The following is a 16,643-nucleotide window of genomic DNA, read 5'->3' as shown; positions in this document are numbered from 1 at the left end:
CTCTCTGATTACGGTTTCCTTGGCAGTCGCGGCAACAGCAGTTGTCATGACGATGAGAGACCGTGAGACGATGGAGGACAAGCTCCGAGTATCAGCGGTGCATCATTCCGACATACCGTCGGGGCCAACCTCACGCATCAAGCAAGCCGATATGGCGTTCGATGCATCAGCCGGCGAGATGGGAACTATTGCCGATCGCATCCAGGCAAGCGCGCCTTCCGCGGTCCTGCCCAATGCACCGACAGCGATCCAAACCACCACCGATATGCCTGCCGCCGTCGCCCAGACCGCTCCCCAGTCAGGCGCGCCGCAACCCGCCGCGGCACCGAAGGTCGACGAAAGTGCGCTGCGCTATTTCGCCGGTCGTGGCGACAAGGCGCGGCTTCAAGCCGAGATATCCCGACTTCAGGCGCTTTATCCGAACTGGGTGCCGCCCACCGATCCACTGGCCATACCGCAGAATAGCGACAAGCAACTTGAAGCCATGTGGCAGCTTTATTCCGAAGGCCGCTATGCCGAGCTGCGCAAGGCGATCACGGATAGGCAGGCAGCGGAATCCGGATGGCAGCCGCCTTCGGATCTGCTGGAGCGCCTGGATGTCGCCGAAGCCCGCACCCGCCTGATCAATGCCTCCGATCTCAAGCAATATGCGACCGTCGTCGAGATTGGCGCCAGCACGCCAAGCCTGCTCACCTGCAGCGACATCGATATTCTATGGCGCGTCGCGGAAGCCTTTATCCGAACGGATCGGGCCAACCGCGGCCAGGACACCTATGCCTATATTCTGAAGAATTGTGTCGCCCCTCAAGAGAGGCTTGCGACGGTGCAGAAGGCCGCGGCCCTGCTGCCCTACCAGCCCATGCAGGATATCCTGGCGCTTGAGAAGCCGGACGGCAATAACGGGCGTGAATTCGACAGCATCCGCACCGACCTCGCGCGACGGTTTGTCGCCGAGGGCAACGACGATCCGAAGCTGGACGTCGCGCCGAATTATCTGACGGAGGTCGAACGCGTCGGCCAAAGCCAGGGCCTTGCTTCCGATGCCGTTCTTCTCGGCTGGTACTATCTACGCCGCCAGAACTATGGCGACGCGGAAAAATGGTTCCGGATCGCGCATGACAAAGGAGACTCGGCAACAGCATCGCAAGGCTTTGCGCTGGTCCTGATTGCCGACGGCAAGCCCCAAGAGGCAGAAGACGTCATGTATAAATGGCGCGGTGTCTCCAAGGACGCGACGGCGACCTACCTCGCGGCGACAGCCAATCTGATGGCGTTGCAGCCGCCGGCCGCTCTTGGCGAAAATGTGCTTAGCCGTATCGCCACAGAAGTCATCGCGCAGAAATACGTGCCGACTGCACAGCAGTTCGGCTGGTTTGCACGCTCTCTGAACCAGCCGCAAACCGCGCTACGCTGGTTTGAGACGGCACTCAACTGGAAGCCTGATGACGAACCGTCGGCCTATGGGCTGGCCGTTACCCGCAATCAGCTGAACGACCGGCAAGGCGTGGCGGAGGTCCAAAGACTTTGGGCGGGACGATCCGAGCGCATTGCCAGGCTCAACGAGGTCAAGCCTCAAGTTCCTGTCGGCTCCGCACCACTGCCTTCGCCAAACCAAACGGCACCGCAAACGGCCGCGGCCTCGCCACCGGCCCTTGCCACACCGCCCGCAAAATCCGAGACCGACGTGATCGCAGGCGGAGGCTCTTCTCCACGAATTGAATATGGTCAATCGGAAAGGCGAACGCCGCCGGTACGGCGCAACGCGCGCCAGCCTCGCGGCTGCTCTACGACGATCAATTCCCAGCTTCTCACGCCGGGGGATGCTCTATCGCGCGGCTGGTGCCTGATGGATCTCAACCGGCCAATGGAAGCGATTACAGCCTTCGAAACGGCGATGAATGCTCCGGCCGGCAAAATGCGGGAGGATGCCGCTTACGGGCAAAGTCTTGCCTATCTGCGTGCCGGGCTCACCAATAATGCAGCCGTTGCCGCAACCAAGGCACCTCTCAGCCATCAGCGCGCCGCCGAGCTGCAAGTGGCGATCCTGGCCAACCGCGCGCTTTCCGCATTCACCGCCAAGCGCTATCAGGAGACCCTGATCTATCTTGATCAACGCGCGCAACTCCAGCAGGAGCGGTTGGATTTGATGGTGCTTCGCGGTTATTGTTATCTCAATCTCAAGATGTACGACGATGCCGAGCGCATATTCACCGCCGTGGCCGCGACCGGCAGCAAGGACGGGAATCGCGGTCTTACCGATTTACGGCTTGCTCTCCATCCAAATCATGGCGAATGATCGGGGCTGGCTGCGATCGACGGCGGCAGGGAGCCCCGCGACGAGATTTCGATAAGGCAGCATTCATGGACTTGCCACGATGTCAGAATATGGCAACCGTATTATAACGAATCGCAAGTACGATGACGTGCTTTAAGGTAGGTTTCCCGAGTGACCCACGCCTCGCCAAAACACGTAGAAACCGACAGCAATGTCATCAGACTATGGGCGGAACTCGAACATCGCACCAAAGTCACCCCCGCCATGCTCCATTCGATCAACAAGGACGGCCGGCTGATATCGGTCAGCGATGCCTGGCTCGCCAAACTTGGCTATACCCGCGAAGAGGTGATTGGCAGGCCATCTTCGGATTTTCTGACGCCCGAATCCCGCGCTCACGCGATCAATGAAGTCTTGCCGGCCTTCTTCGAAACCGGCCACATCGATGATGCGGAATATCAGATGGTGTGCAAGAACGGACGGATCATCGACGTCCTGTTGTCAGCCGTGCTGGACGACAGCTCTCCTGAAATCGGTGGCGTCTCTCTGGCCGTCGTCACGGATGTGACCGCGCTTAAGACCGTCGAACGGCAATTGGCTGCCAGCGAGACGCGCTATAGAGGCCTGGTGGAAGACCAATCAGAGCTGATCTCCCTTGCCAGCCCTGAAGGCGTGCTGCGATTCGTCAATCATGCCTACGCGCGTCACTATGGGCTGCAGCCGGATGAAATGATCGGCAGAAGTCTCTTCGATTTCGTGCCGGAAGACAGCCGCGCCGCAGTAGCTGCACATCTTCGGTACGTATGCAGCGTCGATCATAGTGTAGAAGACGAAAACCAGGTCATTCTGCCAAACGGCCAAACCCGCTGGATGGCTTGGAGAAACAGAGCGCTCACCGACGCCGACGGACACGTCGTGGCTATTCATTCGGTCGCTCGCGATATTGATGACCGCGTGGCAGCAGAGCAGCGTCTCAAGGAGAGCGAGGCACGCTATCGTCTGTTGGCGGATCACGGTTCCGACATGGTGTTTCAACTCGATCGCGATTTGGTGCGCCGTTATGTTTCGCCAGCTTGTCGCGAAATTTTGGGTTACGAGCCGGAGGAGTTGATAGGGAACAAGCCCATGAACTTGGCCCATCCGGACGAGCGCCCGCAAATAATTCTTGCTTTTCAAGCATTGCTGAACGGTAGCGTGGAGCGCCGGTCGGTCATCAATCGTTTTCGCCACCGCGACGGACACTGGATTTGGGTCGAGGCACAGCTAAAGACGCTGAAGGACCCGAAGACAGGAAAACCGACGGGCATCATCGGAACGCTGAGAGACGTTTCGGCGCGAAAGGCTATCGAGGACGAGTTGCAGGACGCCAATCGGCGTCTGCAAGCGCTTGCTGAACAGGATGGATTGACCGGCTTGGCCAACCGACGATTTTTCGATAACGCGCTCTTGCGCGAAGCTGGTCGGGCCTGCCAGGACAAGACGAGCCTCGGACTACTGATGATCGACGTCGATTGGTTCAAGGCTTTCAATGATTGCTATGGCCATCCGGCCGGCGACGAATGCCTAAAGAGAATTGGCGGGACAATCCAAAAAATAGTCAGTAGGCCTGGCGATGTTGCCGCACGTTATGGCGGAGAGGAATTTGCCGCACTGCTGCCAGATACGGACGAGCCGGCAGCCGCGGCGATCGCCGAACAGATTCGGCAGGCCGTGCTCGAGCTTGCAATCGAACACAGGGTTAGCCCGAACCAGGTAGCCACCATCAGCGTAGGCGCCGCGGCATTGACTGAAGGGGCGGTCACCGAGCCTGCAACGCTTCTGCACAATGCCGACCGCGCGCTTTATCGCGCCAAAGAAAATGGCCGCAACAGGGTCGCCTGCAGCACGCTGTCCGGAACGACTATCTGATCGGCGCGGCAAAACGGAAAGTTTGCGACAGAACCTAGTCGGGTTGAGGGGCGGAGGTTGTTTCGCCCTCCGAAAGCTCGCAAGCGAACAGGACCGGGCTATCAGCGCTGGGTGCCGGTTGCTTATCCAACAAAGCCGCCACCGCCGCCGCGGCGATCTTTTGAATCGGCTGCTTTACCGTTGTCAGGCGCGGCGTCGTCATGCTTGAAAGCGGGATGCCGTCAAAGCCCACGATGGAAAGGGCCGCGGGTATCGGGATGCCGAGATCATGCGCTGCCCTCATGCAGCCGATCGCTTGCTGATCCGAGCTCGTAAATATGGCTGTCGGACGCTCATTGCGGGCACGCGCCAGGAGATAGTTCCCGGCGGAGCGACCGCTCTCATAGTCAAAAGCCGCCTCGGCAATCAGGGGCGATCCTGCGCTCTGTCTGCTACCCTCAACATGCTCCATCGCATCCAGATAGCCCCTCAGGCGATCATTGGCGGGAACCGACTGCTTGGGACCGGAGATGAAGCCAATGCGTCGATGCCCGAGTTTCAGAAGATATTCGACGCCAAGCCTGGCACCATTGCGGTGGTCGGCGGCGATCCCGGAATATCCCGGCATGAGGCGGTCGACAACGACGATCGGCACTCCCTTTGGCGGCGTTATCGTATGAAAATCGTTGCTGGGAACGAGAATAATGCCATCCACCTTTCGGCTCGTCAGCTGCCCAATCCGGTTCACTTCCTTCGTCGCCTGATCAAAGGACGTCATGACGATGATGTTGTAACCGTGATTTGCTGCCGCCTGCTCGGCGGATTGAACGAGTTCCGCGAAGAAGGGATTTGTCAAATCCGGAATGACGATGCCGATCAGACGGCTGACCTTGCTGCGCATGCTTCTTGCGGACGGGTCGGGTGTATAGCCGAGTTCCTTTATGATCCCTCGGACCCGCTCCCTCGATTCCTTCGTGACCGAAGGATGATCATTCAAAACCCTTGAGACGGTCCCGGTGGAAACACCTGCGAGCTTGGCAACGTCCCGAATTCCGACCTTTGGCATGGCAAAAATTGATGTCCTCTCATTTCGCCTTCAACGACAAACCAAAGGCACTGATCCGGATTTCAGCTAACGGTCTCTATCGCCTTAGTCAAAGGGGCGCACTCAAATGTGATCGCTGATGTTTTATAGCGTGAAAGCAATGAAACTTGCAATGGAAACGGTTCATTACGAGCAGAAACGATCATGCTGCAAAGCAGCAAATCTGATTAATATTAGGCATTTAAACGGCGCCTTGACATTTTTTGGGGCCATTGATACCCAATAGCTGTGGAAACGGTTCATTGTCGTCGACAACTCAGGTGGAGCTGAGCGTTGAGCCGTTTATCGGGAGGATAAGAAATGTCGAATTCCAAAGAGCGTAATTCTGTCTTGAGCAATGTGCCGCGACGCGCGGCGCTGAAGATCGGGCTTGCGGGCACGTTGATGCTTGCGCTGTCCTGTGGCGTTTCGCCTGCCTTCGCGGCCAGCAAGCCCAAAGTCGGCCTGATCATGAAGTCCCTGTCCAATGAGTTCTTCAAGCAAATGAAGGCAGGCGCCGACAAATACGCGGCGGAGAACAAGGATAAGTTCGACTTCAAGGCCGTCGGCATGAAGGACGAGCGTGACTTCGCCTCGCAGGTCGATGCCGTCGAAAACTTCGTGACGCAGAAATACGACATCATCGTTGTCGCGCCTGCTGATTCAAAGGCCATGGCCACTCCGCTTGCAAAAGCGGTTAAGGCAGGTGTCAAGGTCATCAATATCGACGTGCCGCTCGATGCAGACGCCAAGAAGGCAGCTGGTATCGACCTTGCTTTCTTCGGACCTGACAACACCGAGGGCGCCAAGCTCGCGGGCGATGCTCTTGCCAAGGATCTGGGGCCGGGTGCGAAGGTCGTGATCCTGGAAGGCAATCCTGAGGCCGACAACGCCAAGGAGCGTAAGGTAGGCTTCATGGACTCCATCAAGAGCGGCAAGCTCGAGCTTCTCGACAGCAAGACCGCGCATTGGGAGACGGAGGAAGCCAATACCGTCATGACGAATTTCCTGACCAAATATAAGGATATTCAGGGCGTCATGGCTGCAAACGACTCCATGGCTCTCGGCGTCGTCAAGGCTCTCGATGCGTCCGGCCAGAGCGGCAAGATCAAGGTCGTCGGCTTCGATAATATTCCGTCCGTCAAGCCTTTGATCAAGGACGGCAAGATGCTTGCCACCGTCGAACAGTATGGCGCGGAAATGGCGGCCATGGGCATCAAGTATGGCCTTCGCGAACTTGCTGGCGAAAAATTCACCGGCTGGGTCAAGACGGACGTCACACTCATCACCGCCAAGGACCTCAAGTAGTCGGGATTACCGACTGCAAAGCCAAAGGAAGCGCCGGTTCATGACCGGCGCTATCCGCTGCCCAACCGATTTTCTCGTCGATCGCTTCGCGGGCGGCGTATCCGAACCGGTCCTGCGGCGCCGTGGGCGGTGCCGTCTCCATACAAAACAAACTGAAACAGGCATGAGGTGGACGTGTCAGGCACACCAGGTGACTTCATCTTGAAGCTGGAAGGCATAGGCAAACGCTTCCCCGGCGTCGTCGCGCTCAAGGATGTTTCCATAAAGATCGGCCGCGGCAAGGGGCATATCCTGCTTGGCGAAAACGGCGCCGGAAAATCCACCCTGATCAATCTGCTCGGCGGCTTGTTCAGGCCGGATGACGGTCACATCGTGTTCGACGGCAAGCCTTACAATCCGGCGTCGCCGCTGGAAGCCTTCAAGGCAGGCATCCGTGTCATTCACCAGGAACTGCACCCTCTTTCCAATCTCACGGTTGCCGAAAACCTGCTGTTTGAGCATCTTCCGCGCCGATACGGCCTCGTGAACTACAAGGAATTGAACCACAGGGCGGCCGAACTCCTGGCTGAAGTGGGCCTTGACGTTGCTCCGACGACGCTCGCCAGCCGGCTCAGCGTCGCGCAGCTCCAGCTGCTCGAGATCGCCAAGGCACTTTGCTACGAAAGCAAGCTATTGGTTCTTGACGAACCAACAGCAACCTTGACCTCCAAGGAAGTCGACCGCCTGTTTGAAATTCTGAAGCGGCTGAAGGGCCGTGGGGTTACGACCCTGTACATCTCGCATAGGCTTGAGGAGATCTTCGAGGTCGGCGACGATGTAACGGTCCTGCGCGACGGCCAGCATGTGATCACTCGCCCGCTTGCAGGACTGGGCATCCCGCAAATAGTCGAACTCATGGTCGGACGAACGCTCTCGGATCATGGCTTTTTTCGCGGTGACAGCGTGGTTCCTGGCGAGGCGCTTGGCGTTTCCGGTCTGAAGGTGACGCGCAATAGCCCGGAATTGTCCTTCTCCGTCTCCAAGGGAGAAATCGTCGGTATTGCCGGCCTTGTGGGCAGTGGTCGAACGGAGGCGGTTCGGGCGATATTCGGCGCCGACGTCAAGGCTGCCGGCGAAATTCGCATCAATGGCAAACCGGTTGAGATCAGATCACCCAAGGACGCCGTTGCCGCCGGCCTGTGCCTGGCAACGGAAGACCGCAAGATGCAGGGCCTGATGCTCGACATGAGCTGCGCGCAGAACACCACCATAACGGACCTTGCCAAAGTCTCCCGCAACGGCTTGATCATCCGAAAGGCGGAGGATGATCATTCGCAGCGTCTCGTGCGCGAGCTGCATATCAAGACCCCCTCGATCCGTCAGGCGGTTCGAACGTTTTCAGGGGGCAATCAACAAAAGGTGGTCATTGCCAAATGGCTGTTCCGTGGCCCCAAGGTGCTGATTTTCGATGAGCCGACCCGAGGGATCGATGTGGGCGCGAAGGCCGAAATCTATGAACTCCTGTCGAAATTTGCCGCTGAAGGCAAAGGCGTTCTGGTCGTGTCGTCCGATCTGCCGGAGCTCATCAGCATCTGCCATCGCATCATCGTGTTGTCGGATGGCAAGATAGCCGGCGAAATATCTCGGGAACAATTCGAAGAGGGCAAGATCCTCTCACTTGCTTACAAGGAGTACAGTCGTGTCCGGGAACGTTGAAAACAAGACCGAGCCGAAAGAGAGCCGCTTTTGGGACAAGCTCATTCGGATCTCGATGAAAGAGGCCGGCGTAGCCATCGCCCTCATTCTGATCCTCGCATTCTTCTCGGCGACGGCACCCTATTTCGCCACGCCGGAGAACTTCCTCAAAATCTTTGTCCAGATCGCCATCAACACAGTGCTTGCCTCCGGCATGACCTTCGTCATTCTTGTCGGCGGTATTGATCTGTCCGTCGGTTCGCTGCTCGCCCTTTGCACGGTCATCGGCGCAACCATCATGATCGATCCCCGCCTTTCCCCATGGCAGGCGATTGTTCTGGCATCGCTCGCATCGATGGGAACAGGGGCTATCCTTGGCGCGGTCAACGGGTGGGTATGCGAAAAGTGGAAGCTTCCGTCCTTCATCGTTACACTCGGCATGCTCAACGTCGCAAGTGGCCTGGCGCGCGTTGTCAGTGATAACTCCACCATCACCGGACTGCCGCAACCCTTCGTCGATTTCGGCAATCTGATCTTCTGGGGCGTATTCCCTTCGATCTTCTTGATCGCGATTATCGTCGTCCTCATCGGCTGGTTCGTCTTGCGCTATACGGTTTTCGGACGCTTCGTGTTCGCAATCGGCACCAATGAGGAAGCAGTTCGGCTGTCAGGGCATGAGCCAAAGAAGTACAAGGTCGCGGTCTTCACGATTTCCGGGCTGACAGCGGGCATCGCGGCCATGGTCTATCTGCTCCGGCTGAACGTCGGCAGCCCGGTCGCAGGCATCGGCTATGAATTGAATGCCATAGCCGCGGTCATCATCGGGGGAACCAGCCTTTCGGGTGGTAAGGGCTCGATCATCGGAACGCTGGTCGGCGCCTGCATCCTACAGGTACTGTCCACCGGTCTGCAGCTTCTGGGCGCTGACGACAACATCAAGCCGATTGTAATTGGTGCCGTTATCGTGCTGGCCGTTATTCTCGACAGCTATCGCGGCCGGTTGATGCGGATACTCGAAACGCGTTGACTTTGAGGCGGCATTGCCATCGCGTGGAACCGTTACCAGGCCACTGGTTGTGAACCGGTCGCGGATATTGTCTGTTGAGTTCCGTGCAAAACCCACCCAGCTTGCCATCTCGGCGTGACCCAGCGACTGTCATGAAACTAGTGTTTCTCATTGTCCTGTCTCAAACCGGGCATGGTCAGCACCAAGCGAAAAAACGGGGCACTCCTTACCGCTCCAACGCTATGCCTTGACGGGGAAAGACGATCAACAACTTGTCGCTCCTCGCATGCCGGCGATTTCGCATCTCCCCTTCATAGGCTGCGCTGATGAAAGCCATTTGTCCCAGAGTGACTACGCTACAGTCAAACGACAGCCCGCCTTTACCCGTAGGTTCGACCGTATGATGAAGAAGAACTCGAAAGAATGCGCGCGAGCCTATCAGGATCGGTACCGCGCTCCGCTGTCCGCTTAATAATCGACGCCTTTCCATGCGTGGATCGTTAATCCGTATTGGCTTCCGCCGAGATCTGGCCTGCCTCCGGCATCTATTTCCGGGAAGTATCATCCTTGCGAGGCTCGAATGGACAGACGCGAGCCCACTGGGAACCCACGTCTATCAGAATTCAACCCGCATTGTTCGGCGTCACTTCCAGCTGGTGTAATCTGATGCGGTGCATCCAAAGGGCGCATGTTGATCGCCGAAACGCTTCTTCAGCTGATCACAACCCCAGCGGTTGAGAGGAGCCGGCATCATGTTGTTGATGTCCATGGCGGGCGACGTAAACTGCGAGCTTGCGCTGGTCACATACCAAAGCCAGTAGCCGAAAATGCCGCCGATAATCAGAATTATCACGAGGAAGAATCTCGCGAGGCGCGTCATGATGGACGGTCCTTTCTTCCCTCGCGCAACGAGTTCCGGTGGATGCCCGCCCAGTTCGGCAGCCAGCGGCGCGAGAGCTTTGGCGCGCTCTTCTGCCGTCATCTCGATCCGCTCTAGCCGCTCATCCAGAAGGATCGGAAGAGACGTATTTCCATGCCAGACGGCGAGCCCCACGGCTTTGCCACCATTTTCGCCGATGAGCAGCGGTTCCTGTCCCGGCTCGAAACGAGTATGTCCCACTCGCCCAGTCTTTTTCTCGGCTATCTTGTCCGCATAGGTCACCGTCAATCGCTTGCGCCGCCGGTCGAATGCCGTGATTTCCACCGGGACCGGCACGAGTTGAGCAGGTTGGCGCAATCGGCTGCGGACGCGCCAGGCACGCAAGATCTGGAAAATCGCGGCGATGCTGACGCCGCCAAGAAGAGCGACGAACACGGCGAGCGTTATGATCCGGTTCCAGAGCTTCTCAATCCCGAGGCTCAGGGTTGCCAAATCCGGGTGATCCGCGGAAATGACGAGATTCGTGTCGTAATCACCGTCATGGATGTCGACGAACATGATCTCGACGGCCTTGTCATAACTCTGACCGTTGTACGTATAATTGAGATCGGCCGAGCAGGTGGTGAAGAAGCCCTTTCTGGTCGTGCATTTTCCGTCGCGAATATCGCCGCTATCAAGTGTGACGGGATTTTGGTTGATCGTCCAATCCCTCAAGATGCCCGGAGCTTCAGAAACCGCCATGAAAGCAGTGAGGCCGATCACGATCGGCAGCGAGAAAAAGAGGGCTTTCGGCACCGAGATTACGCCCTGAGAAAGCATGAGAGCTCTTTGCGGAAGCTGTATCATTGGGAATGTCATTGTCTGCCTGAAACTCCGAGTGACTACGTAGGCATCCGCAGAGCAAGGGCGAAGCATAGGCTTCGCAAAATCCTGGGGGTTCAACTTTGCGCCCACATTTACAGCGCGGAAAAATAAACATTTTGCTTCGAGGTTCAATAGTCGGTTGTGGAAGATTCACCAGCTTCGCGGTGCAGTGGCTTTGCCCCAAAAGCTGATCAGATGTGTCAGCATTTTGGTGGACGATCCGCTCGTTTGTTGTGTTCCCGATCGTGCAGGGATCGGTCAGCGATTTGCCCGAAGTTATCGAAGCCCTTGAGAAACGCGACGCTGGATGCCGATCCCCTGCCCGATCCAATCGATACGTCCACGCTGCAGCCTCCCTCATAGCCAAGCGCAAATATCAACGCGAGCAGCGACGGATTTGCCGATCCCTACCGTTTAAGCACTGAAGGGACACCAACCAGGTTCTTCGAGAATAGAGAGTACATATGAGAAAGATCACTTTATTGGCCTTGGCTGCCACCGCTTGCTTTGCTGTCGTCGCACCAGCTGAAGCCCGCGATGGCTGCGGTATCGGCTTCCATCGAGGCCCCTATGGCTACTGCCACCCCGATGGCCCCCGCATTATCGTCGTACCAGCCGGCCCGGCCTATGGCGCCTTCTATCCGGGACGTGGATATTGGGACGGACACCGCTACTGGGTTCATCATGAGTGGTGGCATGGTGGATGGCGCTACCGCTAAGGATCGCGCTCGACCCGATTATCTCGATCGGGTCGAATATCATGTGTATGTGAGCCTGATATAAGTGAACAGTGTCGCTTTGCCAGCTCTCCCCGATCAGACGATATGTCGATATCGGCGACCTGCCCACCTATCTGAAAGCTCTTGCCGCGTTGGGCCTGCGACAGGTGTCAACGCCCCCAAGCCGAGACGTCTGGCACCCTCTTTAAAGCGGTGGACGCCGGCCGAGCGAAAGCGGCCTCGTTCATGCAGTCGCTGAACGATAGATTCATTTCACCAAAAGCTACTTGCCGGCGGAGGACTGAACAAAATAAAGGCCGTCATGCGGTTGCATGCCTATCTCGCCGATCCGTGTTGCCAGGCCGATATTCAATGCCTCGGGTGCCCTTACGAATCGAAGTTGCGAACCCAAAAGATCGCCATATTGCTTGTCGCTGATTGAAAGCCGTTCCTTGTATATTTCCTTCATTCGATCATCGTCGTTTTGGAGCGCGGTATATCTCTCATTAATTTCGTCGGGGGTAAGTTTTTCGTTATTGAAGCTCAGTCGACCCGAGTGAAATGCAAAAATGGATTCTTTATTTGCAACTCGCTCTTTCCCAGCCAAGAATAGAAGAATTGCCGCGGATTCAACGTTGGAAATCGCGTATGTATTAATTGTTACATCCAGTGAGCACAACAAATGATACAATGATATTCCTGATGAAATATCCCCGCCCGCAGAATTTATCATAAGATATATTGTTTTATAACCTTGAGATCTTAGATTGATCAATCCTCCGGTCAGCTCAAGGGTGGATTTGTCGTCAATCTGCTGCGAGAAATACAAATAAGCCGTCGAGGTGACATTCGCGTTTGCCTTCTCCTCAGCAAAAACGAATTTAGGTTTGAGCGTACCGACAGCTAAAGCAGATAGACCGAAGCAGACATCGCGGCGATTCAATATTGCTGACATATCAGACAGTCCTTGAAGAGAGTCATCGTTCCGACAAGACGCTCGACCCCAGGCTACAGTGACGTTGCTACCGATCGGCAAGCTGATGAGGAGCCGATACCGTGCGGCGGGCCTGAGCATCTGCGACTTCGGTTCATGAGCATGTTTGATAATGCAACCATTCTCACTCTCCAGTACCGGACCATCGTGTGCTCCAAGCTCAATGAGCCTCGTCATTCAGGATTTTCGTCAGAGCTTTTGTTGGTTAAACGAGCAATCGAACGAAACCCGTCGCCCAACTTGAAAATCTTTTTGCAATGAATAGGTGAAAGGCGACACACCGCCGAGTCCGTCGTCTAACGCTTATCCAATCCCCCCAACATGCTGCGCTGGGAAGGATTTGTGATCGAAGCATTGATTTGCCGCAGCGCCGGCCGGAACCTAGCGTGACTTCCATCGGACCTGGGTGAGTGCGAAGATCGACTTCCTTCGCACGCCACCGGACGGTCGTCCTTGGACTATCGAAATCAAGCGATGCTCCTTACCTCACCCGGCAAAGCCCTGTTTGATCTCGCATCTGGTGATGCTTTGAAACGATCGAAAGCTGTCGGATGCTGAACCCGCGGGGCTGCGACCTCCCAACTGTAAATCTCTGAGCACAGACAATGAAGCTCATCGCACGAGGCTTGCTCGCCGACTTCTATCCACTAGGACTTCGGTCGACCATCACTGCCATCAGATCAGCAATATCCCTTTCCCTTCAAATGATTTTTCATCTCATATGGGCCATGCTCGGCGAAAATTCGCACATATGATTGCCCGCTGATGCGGATCAATTCCGTGAACGGCGCTTCACTTTCCCCGATACTTCGATCGAGCAGCGCAAAGCAGCCATCGACGGCGCTATGACCATCATGAAAATAGCCCGCCTGCCCGATCAGATATCCGAATTTTGTGCCCTGGGAACCACGGGCATCCCAATCGATCTCGGAAACCGAACAGGCCCATGCCTTATTGGCACAGCGTCGCAGAACGGACGGTTGGAGCCTGCATTGCGCGCGATCTGTGAAACAGCTTCGAAGGTTGAGCCTGCTAACGTTGCGGCATAAAGCCTTGATTTACATGTACGGAATGGAAATCAAAGGGAGTCCCGATTGGTGCCGATAGCGACCCCGCGCAGCTTGTCAATCTACCTGCAAAGTCATTTACTTGCTGCCTTTTGACTGAGAGGCAACCTTCGGTGCCGGTTCACACCCTCGATGTCAATTTTCTCCTGACGGGCAAGCCGGCTGACCTCGTCGAGAGGGCGCTTTAAAGCCAAGCTTCCAGAAGACCACTTTTTGAGGATTGGCGGCATCCGGATATGACGGCTGCGCTGTAGATTATCCAATTTGCGCCATCTTTTGGCGTCGAGCCTCCAGGGTAAATTGACAGCGGAAATGCCACATGGAACAGGTGCCTAATACTACGCTGATCAGTGCCGAAAGGTGACGGACATGGAAGGCGTGATTTCATTGGAAGTCCGTCCGCCTGTAAATTCTGCGTCGATATGACTATCGCGGCGGAAGGTGCGTCATTTGGGTAGCGACATGATGTCGGCCCAGGACTGAAGGTGCCTTGCACACGGAAAAACGTCGCTCAAATCGATGGGGCGAGCAGAACCGATCTTCGAGACCTGGTCAGGGAATCGAAGAGCAGCAGAACGCTTCTTGATAGCGAAAGAGATCTATGGGCTGGCGCCGTTTCACGCGCCAGGCGGGATACCCAATTCTAAAACTGACATTTCGTCCGCGGCCAAACCTGGTCGTAGTCTACAATTTTAGCTGTGTGGAATATAGTATGGCTGGATTTTCAGATCAAATTGACGACCAGATAATCGCGAATGCATTTTCGAGGCGGAGCTTCCTGATGGGCTTCGCCGCTCTTAGCCTGTCTGCCGTTGGTGCTCGCGCCGACGGTGCCACATCCTCGTCCACGGACGCAACGACTGCCCAGGATGGGTTCGTCCATCCGGGCCTGCTGCACACCGAAGCCGATTTCACCCGCATGGCGGCAAAGGTCAAGGCGGCAGAGTCGCCATGGATCAACGGCTGGAACGTCCTGACCGCAAATTCGCATGCCAGCCTGGGCTATAATCCGCGTCCGCAGGCGGCGGTCTACCGCGGCAACGACGGCGTTCATTCGCAAAACTACACCTTGCTTTTCAACGATATCGCTGCGGCCTACGCGCACGCCTTGCGCTGGAAGGTAACGGGTGACACCGCTTACGCCGAGAAGTCGATTCAGATCATGAATGCCTGGTCCGCGGTCCTGACGGTCATCGGCGGCGATACCAATGCCGCACTGGCGGCGGGCATCTACGGCTACGAATTTGCCAATGCGGCGGAAATCATGCGCTCATATTCCGGCTGGGCGGCAGCGGATTTCGCGCGTTTCCAGACCATGATGGTCAACGTCTTCTACCCGATCAATCACGACTTCATCAATCGGCACAACAACACGCAGGTCACGCATTATTGGGCCAATTGGGATCTATGCAACATGGCATCGATCATGGCCATCGGCGTGCTCTGCGACAACCAGACCTATTTCGACGAAGCGGTCGAATATTTCAAATCCGGCGCGGGCAATGGCTGCATCATGCAGGCCGTCTACTACGTCCATCCAGGTTATCTGGGCCAATGGCAGGAGACCGGACGCGATCAGGGGCATAATACGCTGGGTATCGCCCTGGTCGGGGCGATCTGCGAAATGGCCTGGAATCAGGGCGTCGACCTCTACAGCTATGACAACAACCGCGTTCTCGCCGCGGCAGAATACGTCGCCAAAGGCAATTTGATCGAAAGCGGAACGACCTATTACACCGTGCCTTACCTGTTCTACACCAATGTCGACAAGGTCAATCAGAGCGGCTTCTCGACAGCGAGTCAGGGGACGGTCCGACCATGCTGGACGCTGGTCTACAATCACTATGTAAACCGCCAGGGCCTGGCGGCGCCCTATACTGGCAAGTTCATGGATCAGATTGCTCCGGAAGGAGGCGGCGGCAATTACGGTCCCAACAGCGGCGGCTACGACCAGTTGGGTTATGGCACTCTCACCTGTAGCCGCGAAGCGATTGCCTCCGGCAATCCCCCGAGCGGCCTGACCGCCAGGCTCAGCGCGGGCGACATTGTCCTCTCATGGTGGGGCACGGCCTATGCAACGGGCTATAGCGTCAAGCGCGCGACGCAATCGGGCGGCCCGTACACGACCCTGAAGACCGAGATTACCGACCTGCTGACCTATACCGATACAGGCCCGACCGACGGTGTCTATTATTATGTGATCACGGCGGAGACGCCTTCGGGCGAAAGTGCGGCCTCCAATGAAGCGACGGCCTCCACGACAAAAACGCTACAAACCCAGTTCGCCTTCGATGAGGGGACCGGCACCACCACCGGAAACGGCGGCACCCTCGTCAATGCCAGCTGGGCGACAGGCAAGACCGGCACGGCCGTCTCGCTGATCAGCAGCAATAGCGCCTATGTTTCGCTACCGGAAAATCTCGTGCTTCCTTTGGCCGACTTCACCATTGCGGCTTGGGTCTTCTGGAACGGCAATCAGAACTGGGCGCGCATTTTCGACTTCGGAACCGGCACAGGTCGTTACATGTTCCTGACGCCGCGCGGTTCAACGGGCAAGGCCCGTTTCGCCATCACTCTGAACAGCGGGAATGGTGAGCAGGGGATAGACGCAAATATCGTCATGCCTTCCGGGCGCTGGACCCATGTTGCGGTGACCTTGGCCGGTCACACCGGCACCCTTTACATCGACGGCACCGAAGTCGGAACGAACACGGCGATGTATTTCGCGCCGTTCCATATCGGGCCGACGAAACAGAACTGGATCGGACGGTCACAATACAGCGCCGATCCTTATTTCAACGGTCTGGTCGATGACTTCCGTATCTACAATGGTGCGCTGGACTCCTCCGGGATCACCGCCCTGATGGCATAGTTCGGTCGGTTTC

10 protein-coding genes and 1 pseudogene are annotated in these 16,643 nt (G+C 56.7%); 7 read left to right on the top strand and 4 right to left on the bottom strand.

Annotated features, from left to right (window positions below):
- Positions 1 to 46: 46 nt before the first annotated feature.
- Both RRH01S_RS14440 and RRH01S_RS14435 read left to right on the top strand, forming a co-directional pair.
- Positions 47 to 2,296 (top strand): tetratricopeptide repeat protein, encoded by a 2,250-nt coding sequence (locus RRH01S_RS14440; protein WP_174010757.1) that lies wholly within the window; start codon positions 47 to 49, stop codon positions 2,294 to 2,296.
- A 150-nt stretch (positions 2,297 to 2,446) separates the two neighbouring features.
- Positions 2,447 to 4,183, top strand: a complete 1,737-nt coding sequence (locus tag RRH01S_RS14435; RefSeq protein ID WP_042472305.1) for a sensor domain-containing diguanylate cyclase — start codon at positions 2,447 to 2,449, stop codon at positions 4,181 to 4,183.
- Positions 4,184 to 4,217: 34 nt separating this feature from the next.
- On the opposite strand, the gene RRH01S_RS14430 is transcribed toward RRH01S_RS14435, so the two are convergent.
- Complete coding sequence (locus RRH01S_RS14430; RefSeq protein WP_007694751.1) at positions 4,218 to 5,228, bottom strand: LacI family DNA-binding transcriptional regulator; 1,011 nt, start codon at positions 5,226 to 5,228, stop codon at positions 4,218 to 4,220.
- Positions 5,229 to 5,567: 339 nt separating this feature from the next.
- On the opposite strand from RRH01S_RS14430, the gene RRH01S_RS14425 reads away from it, so the two are divergent.
- From RRH01S_RS14425 to RRH01S_RS14415, 3 genes are all read left to right on the top strand, one after another.
- A complete protein-coding gene (locus tag RRH01S_RS14425; protein ID WP_034515714.1) occupies positions 5,568 to 6,554 on the top strand; it encodes a sugar ABC transporter substrate-binding protein in 987 nt (328 codons plus the stop codon).
- A 174-nt stretch (positions 6,555 to 6,728) separates the two neighbouring features.
- On the top strand, positions 6,729 to 8,249 hold the full coding sequence (locus RRH01S_RS14420) for a sugar ABC transporter ATP-binding protein (protein ID WP_047526074.1): 1,521 nt from the start codon (positions 6,729 to 6,731) through the stop codon (positions 8,247 to 8,249).
- On the top strand, positions 8,233 to 9,255 hold the full coding sequence (locus RRH01S_RS14415; protein ID WP_015918151.1) for an ABC transporter permease: 1,023 nt from the start codon (positions 8,233 to 8,235) through the stop codon (positions 9,253 to 9,255). Before RRH01S_RS14420 ends, RRH01S_RS14415 begins: the two co-directional genes overlap by 17 nt.
- Before the next feature lie 622 nt (positions 9,256 to 9,877).
- Here RRH01S_RS14415 and RRH01S_RS14410 read toward each other — a convergent pair.
- The gene (locus tag RRH01S_RS14410) at positions 9,878 to 10,933 is read right to left on the bottom strand and encodes a hypothetical protein (RefSeq protein ID WP_234711698.1); all 1,056 of its coding nucleotides are present in this window, start codon (positions 10,931 to 10,933) and stop codon (positions 9,878 to 9,880) included.
- Positions 10,934 to 11,442: 509 nt separating this feature from the next.
- Here RRH01S_RS14410 and RRH01S_RS14405 point away from each other — a divergent pair.
- Positions 11,443 to 11,697, top strand: a complete 255-nt coding sequence (locus tag RRH01S_RS14405; RefSeq protein ID WP_007694743.1) for a GCG_CRPN prefix-to-repeats domain-containing protein — start codon at positions 11,443 to 11,445, stop codon at positions 11,695 to 11,697.
- 283 nt (positions 11,698 to 11,980) lie between these two features.
- Here RRH01S_RS14405 and RRH01S_RS14400 read toward each other — a convergent pair whose 3' ends face one another.
- Positions 11,981 to 12,868 carry an ATP-dependent Clp protease proteolytic subunit gene (locus RRH01S_RS14400; RefSeq protein ID WP_042472294.1) on the bottom strand — a complete coding sequence of 296 codons (888 nt, stop codon included), beginning with the start codon at positions 12,866 to 12,868 and terminating at the stop codon, positions 11,981 to 11,983.
- 290 nt (positions 12,869 to 13,158) lie between these two features.
- Positions 13,159 to 13,694, bottom strand: a pseudogene (locus tag RRH01S_RS34830) (hypothetical protein); the annotation flags it as partial.
- Positions 13,695 to 14,539: 845 nt separating this feature from the next.
- Between RRH01S_RS34830 and RRH01S_RS14390 the strand changes: the two are divergent.
- Positions 14,540 to 16,630 (top strand): LamG-like jellyroll fold domain-containing protein, encoded by a 2,091-nt coding sequence (locus RRH01S_RS14390; protein ID WP_080705440.1) that lies wholly within the window; start codon positions 14,540 to 14,542, stop codon positions 16,628 to 16,630.
- Positions 16,631 to 16,643 lie beyond the last annotated feature (13 nt).

The organism is Rhizobium rhizogenes NBRC 13257 (assembly GCF_000696095.1).
Lineage (GTDB): Bacteria > Pseudomonadota > Alphaproteobacteria > Rhizobiales > Rhizobiaceae > Rhizobium > Rhizobium rhizogenes.
This window is presented reverse-complemented; position numbering and strand designations above follow the sequence as displayed.

Coding starts and splice junctions, on each gene's coding strand:
- RRH01S_RS14410 (WP_234711698.1), bottom strand. CDS start 10,933: ATGCTTTCTCAGGGCGTAATCTCGGTGCCGAAAGCCCTCTTTTTCTCG.
- RRH01S_RS14400 (WP_042472294.1), bottom strand. CDS start 12,868: ATGACGAGGCTCATTGAGCTTGGAGCACACGATGGTCCGGTACTGGAG.
- RRH01S_RS14430 (WP_007694751.1), bottom strand. CDS start 5,228: ATGCCAAAGGTCGGAATTCGGGACGTTGCCAAGCTCGCAGGTGTTTCC.
- RRH01S_RS14440 (WP_174010757.1), top strand. CDS start 47: ATGACGATGAGAGACCGTGAGACGATGGAGGACAAGCTCCGAGTATCA.
- RRH01S_RS14425 (WP_034515714.1), top strand. CDS start 5,568: ATGTCGAATTCCAAAGAGCGTAATTCTGTCTTGAGCAATGTGCCGCGA.
- RRH01S_RS14390 (WP_080705440.1), top strand. CDS start 14,540: ATGGGCTTCGCCGCTCTTAGCCTGTCTGCCGTTGGTGCTCGCGCCGAC.
- RRH01S_RS14405 (WP_007694743.1), top strand. CDS start 11,443: ATGAGAAAGATCACTTTATTGGCCTTGGCTGCCACCGCTTGCTTTGCT.